This window comes from Kaistella montana (assembly GCF_024436175.1).
Taxonomy (GTDB): Bacteria; Bacteroidota; Bacteroidia; order Flavobacteriales; family Weeksellaceae; genus Kaistella; species Kaistella montana.
Genome location: NZ_JANFQP010000001.1, coordinates 709,751 through 725,922 on the forward strand (window position 1 = coordinate 709,751; position 16,172 = coordinate 725,922).

General features: G+C 36.6%; 15 protein-coding genes. 5 read left to right on the forward strand and 10 right to left on the reverse strand.

What is annotated here, in order from left to right; translation table 11 throughout:
• The first annotated feature begins 6 nt into the window (after positions 1 to 6).
• The 5 genes from NOV28_RS03350 (at position 7) to NOV28_RS03370 (ending at position 6,257) form a co-directional block, all read left to right on the forward strand.
• Entirely contained in the window at positions 7 to 1,557 is a 1,551-nt protein-coding gene (locus NOV28_RS03350) for a RagB/SusD family nutrient uptake outer membrane protein (RefSeq protein ID WP_255927563.1), read from the forward strand.
• 10 nt (positions 1,558 to 1,567) lie between these two features.
• Positions 1,568 to 2,425 (forward strand): hypothetical protein, encoded by an 858-nt coding sequence (locus NOV28_RS03355; RefSeq protein ID WP_255927565.1) that lies wholly within the window; start codon positions 1,568 to 1,570, stop codon positions 2,423 to 2,425.
• A 77-nt stretch (positions 2,426 to 2,502) separates the two neighbouring features.
• The gene (locus tag NOV28_RS03360) at positions 2,503 to 3,963 is read left to right on the forward strand and encodes a glycoside hydrolase family 30 protein (RefSeq protein ID WP_255927567.1); all 1,461 of its coding nucleotides are present in this window, start codon (positions 2,503 to 2,505) and stop codon (positions 3,961 to 3,963) included.
• Between the two features lie 30 nt (positions 3,964 to 3,993).
• Positions 3,994 to 4,809: a glycoside hydrolase family 16 protein gene (locus NOV28_RS03365; protein WP_255927569.1), complete on the forward strand. Its 816-nt coding sequence runs from the start codon at positions 3,994 to 3,996 to the stop codon at positions 4,807 to 4,809.
• A gap of 8 nt (positions 4,810 to 4,817) precedes the next feature.
• Complete coding sequence (locus tag NOV28_RS03370) at positions 4,818 to 6,257, forward strand: glycoside hydrolase family 30 protein (RefSeq protein WP_255927571.1); 1,440 nt, start codon at positions 4,818 to 4,820, stop codon at positions 6,255 to 6,257.
• 74 nt (positions 6,258 to 6,331) lie between these two features.
• Here NOV28_RS03370 and NOV28_RS03375 read toward each other — a convergent pair whose 3' ends face one another.
• The 10 genes from NOV28_RS03375 to NOV28_RS03420 all read right to left on the reverse strand — a co-directional run bounded on the left by NOV28_RS03375 (position 6,332) and on the right by NOV28_RS03420 (position 16,167).
• A complete protein-coding gene (locus NOV28_RS03375) occupies positions 6,332 to 6,844 on the reverse strand; it encodes a hypothetical protein (RefSeq protein ID WP_255927573.1) in 513 nt (170 codons plus the stop codon).
• 604 nt (positions 6,845 to 7,448) lie between these two features.
• Positions 7,449 to 7,880 (reverse strand): DoxX family protein, encoded by a 432-nt coding sequence (locus NOV28_RS03380; RefSeq protein WP_255927575.1) that lies wholly within the window; start codon positions 7,878 to 7,880, stop codon positions 7,449 to 7,451.
• A 62-nt stretch (positions 7,881 to 7,942) separates the two neighbouring features.
• Positions 7,943 to 8,818, reverse strand: a complete 876-nt coding sequence (era, locus tag NOV28_RS03385) for a GTPase Era (RefSeq protein WP_255927577.1) — start codon at positions 8,816 to 8,818, stop codon at positions 7,943 to 7,945.
• A gap of 92 nt (positions 8,819 to 8,910) precedes the next feature.
• Entirely contained in the window at positions 8,911 to 9,678 is a 768-nt protein-coding gene (locus NOV28_RS03390; RefSeq protein ID WP_255927579.1) for a class I SAM-dependent methyltransferase, read from the reverse strand.
• Positions 9,678 to 10,487 carry a type I methionyl aminopeptidase gene (gene map / locus NOV28_RS03395; RefSeq protein WP_255927581.1) on the reverse strand — a complete coding sequence of 270 codons (810 nt, stop codon included), beginning with the start codon at positions 10,485 to 10,487 and terminating at the stop codon, positions 9,678 to 9,680. Before map ends, NOV28_RS03390 begins: the two co-directional genes overlap by 1 nt.
• Positions 10,488 to 10,499: 12 nt before the next feature.
• On the reverse strand, positions 10,500 to 10,931 hold the full coding sequence (locus NOV28_RS03400; protein ID WP_255927583.1) for a BT0820 family HAD-type phosphatase: 432 nt from the start codon (positions 10,929 to 10,931) through the stop codon (positions 10,500 to 10,502).
• A gap of 94 nt (positions 10,932 to 11,025) precedes the next feature.
• A complete protein-coding gene (locus NOV28_RS03405; protein WP_255927585.1) occupies positions 11,026 to 12,003 on the reverse strand; it encodes an acyl-ACP desaturase in 978 nt (325 codons plus the stop codon).
• Positions 12,004 to 12,491: 488 nt separating this feature from the next.
• Positions 12,492 to 13,457, reverse strand: coding sequence for an FAD:protein FMN transferase (locus NOV28_RS03410; protein WP_255927587.1), 966 nt, complete (start codon positions 13,455 to 13,457; stop codon positions 12,492 to 12,494).
• Between the two features lie 17 nt (positions 13,458 to 13,474).
• The gene (locus NOV28_RS03415) at positions 13,475 to 15,670 is read right to left on the reverse strand and encodes a PepSY domain-containing protein (protein ID WP_255927589.1); all 2,196 of its coding nucleotides are present in this window, start codon (positions 15,668 to 15,670) and stop codon (positions 13,475 to 13,477) included.
• Between the two features lie 5 nt (positions 15,671 to 15,675).
• Positions 15,676 to 16,167 carry a DUF2271 domain-containing protein gene (locus NOV28_RS03420; RefSeq protein WP_255927591.1) on the reverse strand — a complete coding sequence of 164 codons (492 nt, stop codon included), beginning with the start codon at positions 16,165 to 16,167 and terminating at the stop codon, positions 15,676 to 15,678.
• Between the last annotated feature and the right edge of the window lie 5 nt (positions 16,168 to 16,172).

A 16,172-nucleotide genomic window follows, 5' to 3' on the forward strand; every position in this document is an offset into this window, starting at 1 on the left:
TACAAAATGAAAAATAAAAGATTTTTATACCGCGGATTAGCCATTGCATTGCTTAGCGGATTAAGTTTTTCCAATATCTCCTGCAACGATTCTTATATCGAAGATGTACAGAATTCAGGAGCTTTTGATACCAATAACTATTTCAAAAACGAGCAGCAATGTTTCAGTTCATTGGTTTCAGTTTATGATGTTTTAAGAAAATATTCCGGTGGTTTCGAAAATACCGTGACTTTCTTTAATGCCGGTTCGGATGATTTTTATTCCGGAGGTGGTAGTTCTACTGACGGTGCGGGAATTCAGGGAATTAATGACTATTCCATCAACCCGAATACCATGCCTTCAAGCTATTGGAAAGATTACTATCAAGGAATCGCTCGTGCAAATCTCCTCATTAAGAAAGCTCCGGAAGCAGAAATGAGTGATGAATTGAAAAAAAGATTCATTGCTGAAGCTAAAGTTCTTCGATCTTTATATTATTTCGAGTTGGTAAGAATGTTCGGAAATATTCCTTTAATCTTAGAGCCAATCAGCGCAACCGATGATTATTGGAACATTCCGCAAGTTGCTCCATCTGCAGTTTATACACAAATTGAAGCAGACATCGTAGCTGCAATTCCGGATCTGATGATGATGGTAAGTGGAAACGACAAAGGAAGAATCAACCAAGGAAGTGCGAGAGCAATTTTGGGTAAAATTTACCTTTATGACAAAAAAATGAGTGAAGCAGCGGCACAATTTGCATTGGTAAACGGAACTCCTGGAGGAACAAGCCAATATGGTTATAAATTGGTTGCCAACTATGCAGATTTATTTAAAGTTGGTCCAGAAACTGCCGATCCTTACAAATTCTCTACCGAATCAATTCTGGAAGTAATGCACACCAATAAAGGAAACTCCGATTGGGGATTCTGGGGACAAGGAAAAGACGAAGGGAACTCTATCAACATTATGGTTGGTCCACGTTCTTATTCTTTGAAAAATGTAGCTAATAACAATGCTCCGGATTTGGTTTCAGGTTGGGCTTTCAATACAGCGACCGAAGATTTGTTTAATTTCATGCAAGGCGACCCTAGATTAAGCACAACGCTTCTTAACGTTAAACAATTCCAAACTGAAGGAAAAGTTTCCTACAGCCCTGCATATTTGGATACCGGATATTTCCTTAACAAATATTTACCAACAAAAGACGAAATCAGCTCACTTCCAGGTTCTATGGAATTGAATTTCCGTCAAAATTATATCGCAATTCGACTTGCTGATACTTATTTGATGGAAGCTGAAGCTTTGGGAGCAACCGGATCTAGAGCTCAAGCATTACTCGATGCAGTAAGAGCTAGAGTAGGATTGCCTTCTGTACCGGTTTCTCTTCAAGCCATTAAAGATGAAAGAAGAAAAGAATTAGCCGGAGAAGGTCACCGTTGGTTTGATTTGGTAAGATGGGGCGATGCACCTACAAAATTAGCATCCAAAGGTTTCGTTGCTGGTAAAAATGAGATTATGCCTATTCCTTACAACGAATTGCCGAATACAGCTTTAGAACAAAATCCTCAATATTAATCTATTCATCATGAAAGTAAATTTTAAAACCATAATACTAAGTTGCACATTGGCCGGAACTGTTCTTATTTCTTGCGTTCCGGATCGTGTGGATGGCGACGGAAACGGACTTGTTCCTCCTGCCAATATTGATGCTGGATTTACTATCACTCAAACTTCTCCTAACCATTATTTATTAAAAGCCAATGCCATCAATTATCTGAATTCTTATTGGAATATCGGTGGAGAAGGTTTCTATAAAGGAGGTATGGAAGAAAGCATTTTCTTGCCGGATGAAGGCGAATATTTGATCGAGCACCAAGCAGTTGGACAAGGTGGAATAGTGGCTTCTTCATCTTCGCAAACCATCAATGTAGCGGTTTCTGACACCAATTCTGGAAATCTGGTACAAGGTGGAAAATTTGCAGACGCTACAGATTGGGCAAAATGGACCATCAACAACACCGGAGCGGGTGCTAACTGGACTTTTACCCCAGGAAAGGCTACACTAACTGCGACCAACAGCGCCGGACAAGGAATTTATCAAGCGATTAATGTTGTTGCCGGTAAAAAATATAAAATCGATATGTTGGCAAGCTCGACTTCTGGTTGCCGAGATACTTGGTTTGAAGTTTATGTTGGTTATAACACGCCTGTTCAAGGGCAAGATTATAACGGCGACGGAACCAAATACAGATTCATCAGTACTTGGGACGGTCATGGAACATCACCTTTCAGCGGAAAAATTTCGGTTGTTGGTGGTTCCAATAATGATGGAATCTTCACCGCAACACAAACCGGAGTTGTTTATCTTGGAATCCGGGGTGGAGGAGCTGACATGAAAGATGGAATCGCCATAACGAATGTAGAATTCCGAGGAGTTAATTAATAATAACAAAAACAGGGGAGTGATTACATTCCCTTTGTTTTTAGTTTTGAATTTTTTTTAAATTTTAAAAATGAATCATGATTTTCCAATTAAAATCTTTTAACAATTTTTTCATAGCTACGGCGGCAATCATTTCTTTCAGTTGCTGTTCCAGAGGCACGGTTTCTCCTTCGGAAAATCCACCAACCGAGAATCCGCCGGTGGTAAATTATGGTTCTGCACAATCTTGGCTTACCAAATCTGACGGATCTGCGAAATTGCAAAAGCAAACGGACCTTGTTTTCAATAATTCTTCAAATGCAAATAGTTCCGTAGAAATCGACCCTACAACTACTTACCAATCCATCGATGGTTTCGGATATACCTTAACCGGAGGTAGTGTAGAAGTGATCAACCAACTTAGCGAAACTAAAAAAAATGAACTTTTACAAGAACTTTTTGGCAGTGGCGAAACCGGAATTGGCGTCAGTAACCTTCGAATCAGCATGGGAGCTTCCGATTTAAACAGCACCGTTTTTTCGTATGATGATATGCCTGCAGGACAAACTGATGTGAATTTAGAACATTTCAGTCTTGCCAAAGATCAGCCACTCATCGATATGTTGAAGAAAATTCTGAGCATCAATCCTTCCATAAAAATTATCGCAACGCCTTGGTCTCCACCAGTTTGGATGAAAGATAACGGAAGTTCGATCGGTGGAAGCTTAAAACCAGAATATTATGGAGTTTATGCGCAATATTTTGTGAAATATATCCAAGCGATGAAAGCTCAGGGAATCACTATTGATGCAATTACTCCACAAAATGAACCTTTGCATCCGGGAAATAACCCGAGTTTGCTGATGCTTGCCGAGCAACAAAGAGATTTCATTAAGAATAATTTAGGACCTGCATTTTCGGCTGCAAATATTACTACAAAAATCATTGTTTACGATCATAATGCAGATAATATCGAGTATGCAACCACCATTCTTTCAGATCCGGAAGCGGCAAAATATGTGGATGGTTCGGCTTTTCATCTTTATGGCGGAAGTATTTCTGCATTGACTTCTTTGCACAATGCTTTTCCGTCCAAAAATTTGTATTTCACTGAACAATGGACAAGCTCTGTGAGCGATTTTGGCGGAGATTTGATGTGGCATATGAAAAACATCATCATCGGATCGATGAGAAATTGGAGCAAAAACGCCATGGAATGGAATATTGCCAACGATTCAAGTTTCAATCCGCATACACCGGGCGGTTGTACTCAATGTAAAGGAGCAATTACCATCAACAGCAACGAAAATTTCGAGAAGAATGTTGCTTTCTACATTATCGCTCATGCTTCGAAATTTGTTCCCCAAAATGCAACCAGAATCAGTTCTACACAGCCAGGAAACCTGAGTTCTGTAGCGTTTTCTACACCAAATAAAATTATTACCATTATTTTAAATGAAGGATCAAATACAGAAAACTTCAACTTGAAATACAAAGGAAAATGGGCTGCAGCAAGTCTTCCGGCAAAATCTGTGGCAACTTATGTTTTTGATAAATAATTTTTGGTATTCATTTATTAAAATAAAAAAATGAGAAAAATAAATTCATTTAAAAATGCAGCTTTGATCGTCCTTTCATTGGGAATGATTTATAGTTGTACCACCAAAATTGCGCAACAAAAGGATGGCAAAACATTGGTTTGGAGTGATGAATTTAATGGAAGCGGATTGCCAGATTCAACCAAGTGGAACTACGACGTTGGCGGCGACGGCTACGGAAACAACGAAGCTCAATTTTACACCAAAAACCGATTGGAAAATGCACGACAAGAAAACGGAAATTTAATCATTGAAGCGAGAAAAGAAAATTGGGAAAACAGCAAATATACTTCTGCAAGATTATTAACCCGTGGAAAACATTCTTGGAAATATGGCACTTTTGAAATTCGCGCCAAGCTTCCGAAAGGTCGTGGAACTTGGCCTGCAATATGGATGATGAGTGAAAACATGAAAAAATGGCCCGATGACGGTGAACTCGATATCATGGAACACGTCGGTTACAACCAAGGTTTTATCCACGCGACGGCGCATACCAAAAAGTATAATCACATCATCAATACCCAAAAAACCGACACGCTTTTTGTGAAAGATGCTTCGGAGAAATTTCATGTATATAAAATGGATTGGAGCCCCCAAAAAATTGATATTTTTGTAGATGATGAAAAATATTACACCTACATCAATACCGAAAAAAACTATATCGCATGGCCTTTTGACCAACCATTTTTCATGATTCTCAATCTGGCAATCGGCGGAAATTGGGGCGGCCAAAAAGGAATTGATGACCAAATTTTCCCACAAAAATTCTATATTGATTACGTGAGGATTTATCAAAAAATAAATTAATAAGTATTATGAAAAAGATTTTAATTACCGGGCTTGTTCTCGGAACAATGTTGCAAATGAATGCCCAAAATTATTGGAAAAACAAAACCCAAAGAACAGCAAAACTCGTAATAACCAACTCAGCAACCAACGAAAAATTATCAGATAAAGGCCTCATAAAGTTCGAGAAATTTGCTCAACCAAAAGAAACTGACGCCTGTATTTTTGTAGATCCCGATTTTAAATACCAAAAATTAATCGGAATTGGCGGTGCGATCACCGATGCTTCCGCCGAAACTTTGTACAAAATGTCGAAAGCCAAACAAAAGGAAATTCTGGAAGCATATTATGGCAAAAACGGTTTGGGCTACACTTTGGTGCGAACCAACATGAATTCTTGCGATTTCTCTAGTGAATCTTATACTTATGTGAAAGATGGCGACACTTCATTGAAGTCTTTTTCCGTTGCTCATGACGAAAAATATAAAATTCCGATGATCAAAGAAGCGCAAAAATTAATCGGGAAAGATTTTACTTTTTACTTCTCGCCATGGAGTCCACCAGCTTGGATGAAATCGAATAAAAGCATGCTAAAAGGCGGAAGATTAGAGGAAAAATACTATCAAACTTGGGCTGATTATTATGTAAAATTCATCAACGAATACCAAAAAAGAGGAATCAATGTTTGGGGACTCACCATCCAAAACGAACCGATGGCGACGCAAACTTGGGAATCTTGCATTTATACTGCTGAGGAAGAAGGTAATTTCCTGAAAAATAATTTGGGACCAACCTTGTGGAAAAATGGTTTTAAAGACAAAAAAGTCATTATTTGGGATCATAACCGAGATCTGATTTACCAACGTGCAACGACCACTTTGCAAGATCCAGAAACTGCGAAATACGCCAACGGAATCGGCTATCACTGGTACGAAACATGGAACAACAAAACCCAATTGTTTGATAATTTAACCGAAACTCAACGTGCATTTCCGAATATGTTTCTCGCCTTTACCGAAGGTTGCAAAGAGCAGTTCAAAATGGATGGAATTTATGATGTTTCATTGGGCGAACTTTATGGCAGAAATATGTTGAATGATTTCAATAAAGGCACAGCACTTTGGACAGATTGGAACGTTTTACTTGATGAAACCGGCGGTCCTAACCATGTTGGAAACTTCTGTTTCGCACCAATTATTGCTGACACGAAAACTGGTGAAGTGCATTATACCTACGAATATTACTACATTGGACAAGTTTCAAAATTCATCAAACCAGGCGCGCAACGAATCGGAAATTCATCCAACCGTGCAGCGTTGCTTTCTACCGCTTTTATGAACGAAAACGGAGAATTGGTAACCGTGATTATGAATGAATCTGACAAAGATACCGATGCTTATCTTTGGATTGAAGGTGAAGCAGCAAAATTATCAGTTCCTGCACATTCGATACAAACCGTTATATTATAATTAAATTTTACATTCAAAAGAAAGAGCAACCAAATTAGGTTGCTCTTTTTATTTTTATTAATGAATTTATTCTATTATTTAACTATAAATTTTTTCTCAAAACCATTACAGTCAACCTGTTTCAAGGCGATTCCTTCGTATTTTAATTGAGATGGATTCGCATATAAATCTTTGTTGCCTTCGGTTTTATGTTCGCCAATTCCCTCGATCAATACGCCATCTTTTTTCAGAAAATAAATTTCACGATCGGAAGTCGTTCCTTCAGCCTGAAAAGTGTAATTCAACTTAATGGTATCACCGTTTTGTGTGCCTATTACATCACCGAAAGAACTGTCTTTTTCGAAGTTTTTGAAGCGCATTTTTCCGGTAATTGTGCCTAAATTATCATCCAAAGAAACAAAAACAGAATCTTTTCCATTGGCCGAAAAATAGCAAGTCTGTAGGGTAGAAGGCTCTATTGGTTCATTCGATTCGGGAACTGTCACAGAATCAGGTGCGGTGGTTTGGGAACTCACTATTTCTGTTGATTTTTTCTCGCAACTCATTGCTGCAATAACGATAAATGCTGATAAAATATAATTTTTCATAGGAATTTATATGGAAGTAAAATTACTGATTTTTTTTCAAAGAATTGTATATTATGTTAAATATAAACTTTCTTGTAAAAAATTTAATATTGAAATGGGAAGTAAAATATTTAATTAAAATAAAAATAGCGGTTTTTATTCGATGATTTTTTTAAAGAAAATTTAGATTCTCATTTGTTGGAAATTTATTTCTAAAATGATTGAAGGAAATTTCTTTTTAAAAACTTCAGAAAAATAATATTTAGAAAATTTCTAATCGCTGAGAATCGTTAAAAAAATATAATTGAAAAATTATAATGAACATTTATTTTTGAGATTCAAAAAAAATCTAGAGAATTATTTTCTATGAATATTTGATGAGAAATAAAATGTAAAAAATTTAAAAATTCTAATCGCTGAGAATTGTTTAAAATAAATTTTCTTGTTAATTATCCAAAATGAACGAAATTTATAAATTGTTTACATTCTTAAAACATTCTGATTCTCCTATTTCAAGTAAATTCTAAAAAGTCCTATAATTTATATTATGTTAAATAAAATATGTTTAAGTAAAAAAAACCTCCATTTAATGAAGGTTTCAATTTTATTTTAAATATTGTTGTAATTACCAATTCGAGGTTTCTCTCCTTTTCGTTATCAAATGATCTATCGAATATCTACCCGGACCGAATCCTAAAATCAAAAGATAGATCGACAAATACAATAAACTAGCTTCTTTTTTTTCAAACGGATCGCCGCTATGAACAACTAATCCTGCAACAGCCATAGTAAACACCAAGAAAAATACTGCAAATCGAGTGAAAAGTCCCAAGATAATAAATATGGAACATACAAATTCTGCGAAAACAGTTAGTATTAATGATACTTTCGGACCTAATCCCAGAAAATCAAAAAACTTAATCTCTTCGCCGGAAAATAATTGCTGAAGTTTTGGAAAGCCGTGTGACAACATCGCAAATCCAATAAAAATTCTGATAACAAGCAATATAATATCGATTAGCAACGGATTGCTCTTCGTTGAAGTTAAATAATTCATGAAAAAATATTTTATCAAAAATAAGAAAATTCCTTCGCAATGTCAATGAATTGGCGAATTCTTTAGCGATAACCGAAATTTTTTAGGTCTCGATCGTTTTTGCGCCAGTCTTTTTTCACTTTTACGAACAAATTCAGGTGAATTTTCTTAGAAAAGAACTTCTCCAAATCTATTCTCGCCTCGGTTCCCACTTTTTTTATTGCTTCACCTTTGTGTCCGATAATGATTCCTTTTTGCGTATCGCGTTCCACATAAATAATGGAATCGATGAAAATAATTCCTTCTTTTTCCTTGAACATTTCCGTCACAACTTCCACAGAATACGGGATTTCTTTCTCATAATTGAGCAAAATTTTCTCGCGAATTGCTTCGTTTACAAAGAATCTTTCTGGCTTGTCGGTATATTGATCTTTGTCGTAATACGGCGGATTTTCAGGTAATAGCGATTTCAATTTTGGTAAAATAACCTCAGTGTTAAAACCTTTTAACGCTGAAATCGGCAGAATTTCCGCCTTCGGAATTCTTTCATGCCACATTTCCATGGTTTTTTCCAAATCTTCCTGGTTGGAAGCATCGATTTTATTTACTAAAATCAAAACTGGAACTGGAATTTTATTGAGTTTTTCAACCAAGAAATCAAACGGTTCGGTTTTGTCTAAAATATCTACAATAAACAAGAAAACATCGGCATCTTGCAAAGAATCTTTCACAAAATCCATCATTTTTTCCTGAAGACCATATTTCGGTTCTAAAACTCCCGGTGTATCGGAAAAAACGATCTGTAAATCCTCTTCATTATAAATTCCGAAAATTCGGTGTCTTGTGGTTTGTGCTTTTTGGGTAACAATCGCGAGCTTCTCTCCCATCAACTGATTAAGAAGTGTAGATTTACCTGCGTTGGGTTTCCCAACGATGTTTACGAATCCTGCTTTGTGCATTTTTATATTAAAATTAAAGTAGCTTTGTTCTGAAAAAGTTGATGAAAAAATCAGTACGAAACTGTTGCAAAGATAGTGAATAAAGAATTGAGTTATGATTTCTTCACGATCGGAAGAATTTCATTTTCATTCAAGCCAAATTTCTCTCTTTCTTCACTTGAGAATTTTTTTGAATAAAAATTGACATCTGTTTGAAAGCCAACAGATTGAAGTCTTTCGAAATAATCTATTCCGTACCAACGAACGTGATCATATTGCCCGAAATGTTTTTGTCTTTCTTTAGGATCTTTGATGGAAAAATCTTCGTAAGTTTTTTCTAAAGAATTCTTCATCGGAACTTGGAAAATTCCCCAACCGCCTTTTTTCATCACCCGATAAAGTTCGCTCATCGCTTTTGTATCGTCTTCGATATGTTCCAAAACGTGGTTGCAGAAAATCACATCGAAACTTTCGTCTTCAAAAGGCAAATCCAAAATATCAGCTTTCACATCGACAATTGGCGAAAATAAATCAGCGGAAATATATTCCAGATTTTCCATTTTCCTGAACTTTCTGAGAAATTCTTGTTCCGGAGCGATGTGTAGAACTTTGTAATTTTTAGTAAAAAAATCGGTTTCATTTTGCAGATAAAGCCACATTTGACGATGTCTTTCTAAGCTTAAAGTTCCCGGAGAAAGCGCATTTTCACGCTGTTTTCCGTAACCATAAGGCAGAAATTTCCGATAAGATTTCCCATCGATCGGATCGATGAATTTGTTTCCTTTGAAAAATAAATAAATCAACGGACGCAAAAAAATGCTTAAATTAATAAGCATTGGGCGAGGAATTTTGTTGAGCAAAAATTTCGCGATTTCTTTCATTAAAAATCTAATGTAAATGGCGCTTCTTCATCGGTCACAATTCCCAGTGCATCGTAAATGTACTGATAAGTGGAAAGCAAAACCGGTTTTCCATTGATAATCGTAACATCATGTTCGAAATGTGCAGAAGGTGAATTGTCTTTAGACGTAATAGTCCAACCGTCTTTATGAAATATAACTTCGTGAGTTCCAAGATTAACCATCGGTTCTATCGCGAGTACAATTCCGTCTTTCAACACTTTTCCACTACCTTTTCTACCATAATTGGGAACTTGCGGATCTTCGTGCATTTTTCTACCTAAGCCGTGTCCAACCAACTCACGAACCACACCATAGCCGTGTTTTTCGCAATGTTCTTGAATCGCGTTGGAGATATCTCCTACTCTTTTTCCACGTACGCACTGTTCGATTCCCTTGTATAAAGATTCTTTGGTGACTTTCAATAATTTTTTGGTTTCAGGGGCTACTTCACCTACTTCAAAAGAATAAGCGTGATCGCCATAAAACCCATTCATATAAACGCCACAATCTACAGACAGAATGTCACCTTCCTCCAAAGGTTTATCATTTGGAATTCCGTGTACAACCTCTTCATTAGGGGAAATACATAGGTTTTTTGGGAAACCATACATTCCTAAGAAAGCAGGTTCACCGCCATGATCGCGTATGAATTCACCACCCAATTTATCTAAATGATTGGTTGTAGCACCTGGTTTTATCTCTTTTGCTAACATACCCAAAGTTTTGGATACTAAGCGTGCACTTTCTCGCATCAGCCGAAGCTCGTCGAGTGTTTTTAAAATAATCATAACTAATAATTCTTACCAAAAGAGTCCTTTTTTCTTCTCTTTTTTCATTTTAGAATAAGGTAAAACTTCTCTACCTTCTACTCGGAATTCTATTCTTTCATTGATGATATTGTAGATTTCTCCCCAACCTGGAAAACCTCCAAGGTTGCGATCATCGATAAATAAATCGGCATCTATTTTTCTGGAAGCTGCATTAGAATCGAAAACTTCTCCTTCAAAACTTGAATTCACGGCGTAAAATTCTACTCCGTTTTTTTTGCAAAATTCTACAGCTTCATCTAAAGATTGCCCGTGTCTGTAGGTCCAAAGAATAAGTCTGTAACCTTCTGACTGAAGTTTTTTCAAGGTTTCGAATGCGAAAGTTTTGGCTTTACCTATTCCTGGATATGCATCTTCTACGATTGTTCCATCAAAATCAATGGCCAATTTTTTATTGCTTTTCATGTGAATAAAATTTCAGATTTGCAAAGATAAGAAAATAAAAGAGTGGTTGAAATAATCGACCACTCATGAGAAAATAAAATTTAATAAATTTATTTTAAGATTTCACCCATTTAAACTGATATTGCAAATCGGGAGTAGCAATTCTGTCGGTGATTTTCTGTAATCTTCCCGGAAGTTTCATCAAATATTCCTGTGCTTTTTCGGCTTTTTCATTCAGTCCAGTGATGTGTTCAATCTTCCAATCATTGATTAAATCACTCAAAATATTGATGTAATCTTGTCCGGTATAAACCATCGCTCTTTGCGCAGCATCCGAAAAATGTCCCCAAAGTTCTCCTGCTTTTTGCCCAGATTCTCTCATCATATGAGCAGGCATCACGATTTTTTTGCGCATCATGTCTTCAAAAGCGAGCATCATTTCCGAAGGATCTAGTTCAAAGATTCGGGTTACAAAATGTTTGTAAGCTTTTGCATGGCGAGCTTCATCTGCAGCGATTACTCCACACATTCTCGAAAGTTTAGTATTCCCGGATTGTTTTGCCAAAGAACCTACTCTTCGGTGCGAAACATTGGTTGCAGTTTCCTGAAAACTGGTATAAACGAAGTTTCGGTAAGGATCCATAGAGGTTCCAATATCAAAACCATCTTGAATTAAATATTGTGTGGTAATTTCTACTTCACGCATGTTTACGCGGCCACAGAGATAGAGGTATTTGTTGAGCAAATCGCCATGTCGGTTTTCCTCGGCAGTCCAGCTTCTCACCCATTGTGACCAGCCGGTACTGTTTTCAGGTTCTACTCCATCAATTCCCATGATCCAGGATTCATAGCTTGGTAAAGCTTCTTCAGTAATGCAATCTCCGATTAAAGTTACGAACAGATCATAATCCATTTCTTGGGCGTAGGTTTGCAACTCTTCTACATCATATTTGAAACTTTCTGCGGAAGGATCCGGAAGAAAATCTGTTGGTTGCCAAATTTTTTCAACTGGAGTCAGGTAGGATTTGATGAAATCGTTGACTTCTTTTCCTAAATTCCTCATTACTTCCAGTCTTACTAATTTATTGTACATTTTTTACTTTTTAGAAGGGACAAATATATATTAAAATTTATTATTACATGCATAACTTTTTGTTTGATTCAACAAGTTTTTATTTCATCAAAGAAAAAAACATTGTGTCAAATAATTCTACTTTTTATAATTTTCAAAAAAATGTACTTATAAATAATTTTTGTTGAAAGTTATTCCAAAATATAATTATGATTGTTAACTTAAGTAGTAAATGATTGCAGTACAATTAGATGCTATAAAAGAAAAAGATTGATTATCCGATTAAAAATCATATATTTAATTGATTGGCAATTATTTAAGGGCATGAATAACCTTATCCAAAACTACGAAATTATTTTAAAAGAATTGGTAAATACTTACCTACTAATTATACATTATAAACTAAATGGTCTTTCAAAGATTTTTAATTTGAAACTTTTAATACTCAATACTACTACAAAAAACAATCCGATAAACTCTGAATTAGAGAAGTCGATTTGAAAGATAATTTACCTAATAATCTTCCCCTCATCAGTAATAAAAAGATAGCGATATAAAGGATATTTGTGCATCAGTTGTTTACCTTTTTCTTTCCCTAAAACCATCATCGAAGTGCTCAAAGCATTGGCAAATTCCGCAGAGGAGCCATAAATCGTAACGCTCGTAAGTCCGGTTGCCGGAAAACCGGTTTTCGGATTGATGATATGCGAATACCGCACTCCATCGATTTCAGCATATTTTTCATAGTTGCCAGAAGTCGCTACTGCTCCGTGATTTAGTTTTAAAATTTTAGTGATTTTGTGACGTTTAAAAGGATTTCTAATTCCGATTGCCCATGGTTTTCCGTTCGGTTGAGTTCCCCATGTTGCGATATCTCCCGATGCATCGACGATTCCGGATTTTACGCCTAATTTTTGTAAAAGTTCCCGACCTTTATCTGCGGCGTAACCTTTCCCGATCGAACCGAAACCGATTTTCATTCCTTTTTGTTGAAGAAAAATGGTTGAAGCATTTCGGTCGAGCAAAATCAATTGATAATTCACATTCCGAACAGAGTTTTTAATCGATTCTTTTGTTGGCATTTCGGTCATCGATCCATCAAATTTCCAGATTTTATCTAATGCGACAATACTAATATCAAAAGCGCCTTCCGACATTTTCGAGTATTCGATGGCTCTTGCGGTTAATTCGAAAACTTCCCGATCCACTTTTACGGGTTTTATTCCTGCGTTTCGGTTCACCTCCGAAATTTGGGTTTGCGGTTGCCATTCCGAAATCAGGTTTTCAATTCGCGTGATTTCAGCAATGCATTGATCGATATTTTGGTTCGCAGAAACGGAATCGTGATCAACAACCGTGATGTTGAAAACCGATCCCATCAATGTAACTTGCCTTTCCACCAAAACATTTTCCTGTGCAGCAACCGAAATCTGACAAGCGATAATGAACAATGCCGCAAGAATCAATTTAATCATTCCGAAAAAACAATTTTTTAGTAACAATCCGAAAGTATTTGTTGGTTTTGAATGTAATAATCTAATGGTTTTCCGTGGTGTTTTTGGCTGATTTCATCCAAAATTTTCTCCACATCTTTCTGCATTTTCAAAGAGCCACAAATCATAATGACTCCATTTTCACCGAGCAATTTTGCAAAATAATTTTCATCAGTTCGAATAAGATCCATCACATATTGCTTGTTTTCTTCGCGCGAAAACGCAAACTTGAAGTTTTCTAATTGTCCTTTTTCAATCTGTTTTCCAGCAAATTGACGGTAAGAATTCACCCAATCATTATCATGTCTGAAACCTGAATACAGCGAAATTTTCTTTTTCAAAATATTCTCCTGAATCATTCCTAAAAAAGGAGCAATTCCGGTTCCGTTGGCAATCATTGCAATATTTTCAGCCGTTTTAGGCAAATGAAAATTCGGATTCTCCATGATTCTTGCCGGAATTTCATCACCAACTTTTAAACTATTCAAAAATCCGGATCCGAAACCATTCGGGAAAAGTTTCACGATCAACTGCACCGAATCTTGATTTTTTCCTATCGAATAAAACCGTTCTCTGTTGTCGTTTGCTGGATAAATTGCCAACAAATCTCCTGAAGAAAACTCCTGTTTTTTTCTTGGTTTTAATACGATTTTAAAAGTAGAATTATCATCGGAAAACATTGTTTTTTCGGTAACAATAAATTTCTTGAGTCCCGGAATTTTGGTGTTGTAAACCGCCGGAGCAGTCGCTAAAGGATGAAGTGTTTTCTCGCTCCAAACGTGTGCCCACGATGCAAATTTTTCTGCCGATCGATCATTCACTGTGAAAACCGAAGTCGTCGGTTCTGCCCAATTTTGTTTTGCCAATAAATCGTTTACTCTTAAAGCAAAAGCGCAAAATTCCTGATAAGATTTCGAGCCAAAACCCACCACAGAATATCCAATTTTATTTTGTTGAGGAAATTGCTCCAACAAAGTTTCAAATCGGTTGGCGTTACTCGGAGGATCTCCTAAACCGTATGTGGAAGTGAAAATCACCATTTCTTTTGCGCTTTCAAAGTTCTGAAATTGGTTCATTTCTGTCAAATATGAACGTCTGCCTTCACTCAACAATTGGCGGTGAATTTGATTGGCAAAGAAAAGCGTTGTTCCGTTCTCAGAACCAACCAACAAGACGATTTCTGCATCTTTAGCTTTTACTTTATTCTTTATTTTCGTGCGGGTTCTTCGGAAAGTGATGACAAATCCTGAATAAATAAAAAACAGAATATTCAAGGAAGCCAACCCTAAAATAAACGCCCAAATCGCATTGGTTCGGCCGGTGTGTAGATCGAGATTGAACTTTTCAATTGCAGCGGAATAAGGATATTTCGTTTCCGAAATAATCGCTCCGGTAACTTGATTGACCGTTACCGATTTTTTTCTCAAATGAATGACAAAAGGTTCTGCTTCATCATCAGGAATAAAAGGAAATTCAACGCGTTCAACCTTCGAAAGTGGAGTTTCCTTAAAAAACGGAATGTTTTTTAATGCTGTAGCTTTTGTATTGACAGGAGTTTTCGATGTAATTTCAATGTTTTCTCCTTTAAAATAATCCAATCTGGTGAGAAAAACCAAAGTTCCGGTAAGTGCGATGATGAAAACCGGAATCAAAAGCCAGCGTCCGGTAACGACATGAAAATATTGGGAAAAGAAATCCCTGTTTATCTTGTCGAAAAAATGTTTTATTCCTTTTTGCCTTTTAATGATAAGAATTAATCCACTGATGGAAATGAGCATCAGCAGAAACGAAACCACCGCAACAATCGCTCTCCCCGACTCTTTTAAAAATAATGATCGGTGCAAAGCGGTAATCCATTGGATAAAATCGCTTTTGGGTTTTATTTCTCCCAATTTTTTTCCGGTTGTGGGATCGATGTAGGCTTTGATTGAATTGCCGTTTTCGTCCATGGCATCGATGGAAACCATTTGGCTGTGATCAATTTTCAGTTCAAGAACTTCGGAATATTGGTCACGCAAAACCGGCAAAACCTGCGAAAGAGTAATATTTTCTAAGTTTTCAATGCGGTGATCCTGAACTTTTTCAGCAATGGCATCATAAGCCAAAATAGCACCGGTAACGGAAAGTATGATAAGAAATACGCTTGAAATAAGGGCAAGAGCCAAATGCGCATACCTCCAGATTGATAATGTCATACGCCCTACTGCACTTTAATAAATCTCACGTTTCGGATGTATCCACTGCCTTTTACGCCCTCTTTGTTATTCAATGCTGCGGATGATAAGGCGATTTCAGCATCTTTAGAATGGTATTTTTGAGTCTCTACTGCGCTTTCAAAACGGATTTTATATCCCTTTTCGAGTTTTGCAGTTTCAAATTCAATCACTCGGGTTGCTCTCGCCCCACCAGCAACCGATGCACCGGTAATTCCGTTGAGTTTTTCTTTTTTCACTTTTCTGAATTTTTCCCATTCTTTCAAAGTGTTATACCACTCGTTATCGTCGCCAAGTACGGAAAGCGTCTTGTCGTATCCGCCTTTCGGATTGATTAAAGAAATAATAACATACGCGTTTTTTCCGGTATAATTCTGCATTTGCAGCATCACTTTGTATTTGGTTGTTTGTGCGGAGAAAGCGGTTGACATCAATAACGCGATCACTGCAAGTGCTGCTGTTTTCCAAGTATTTTTCATTGTAT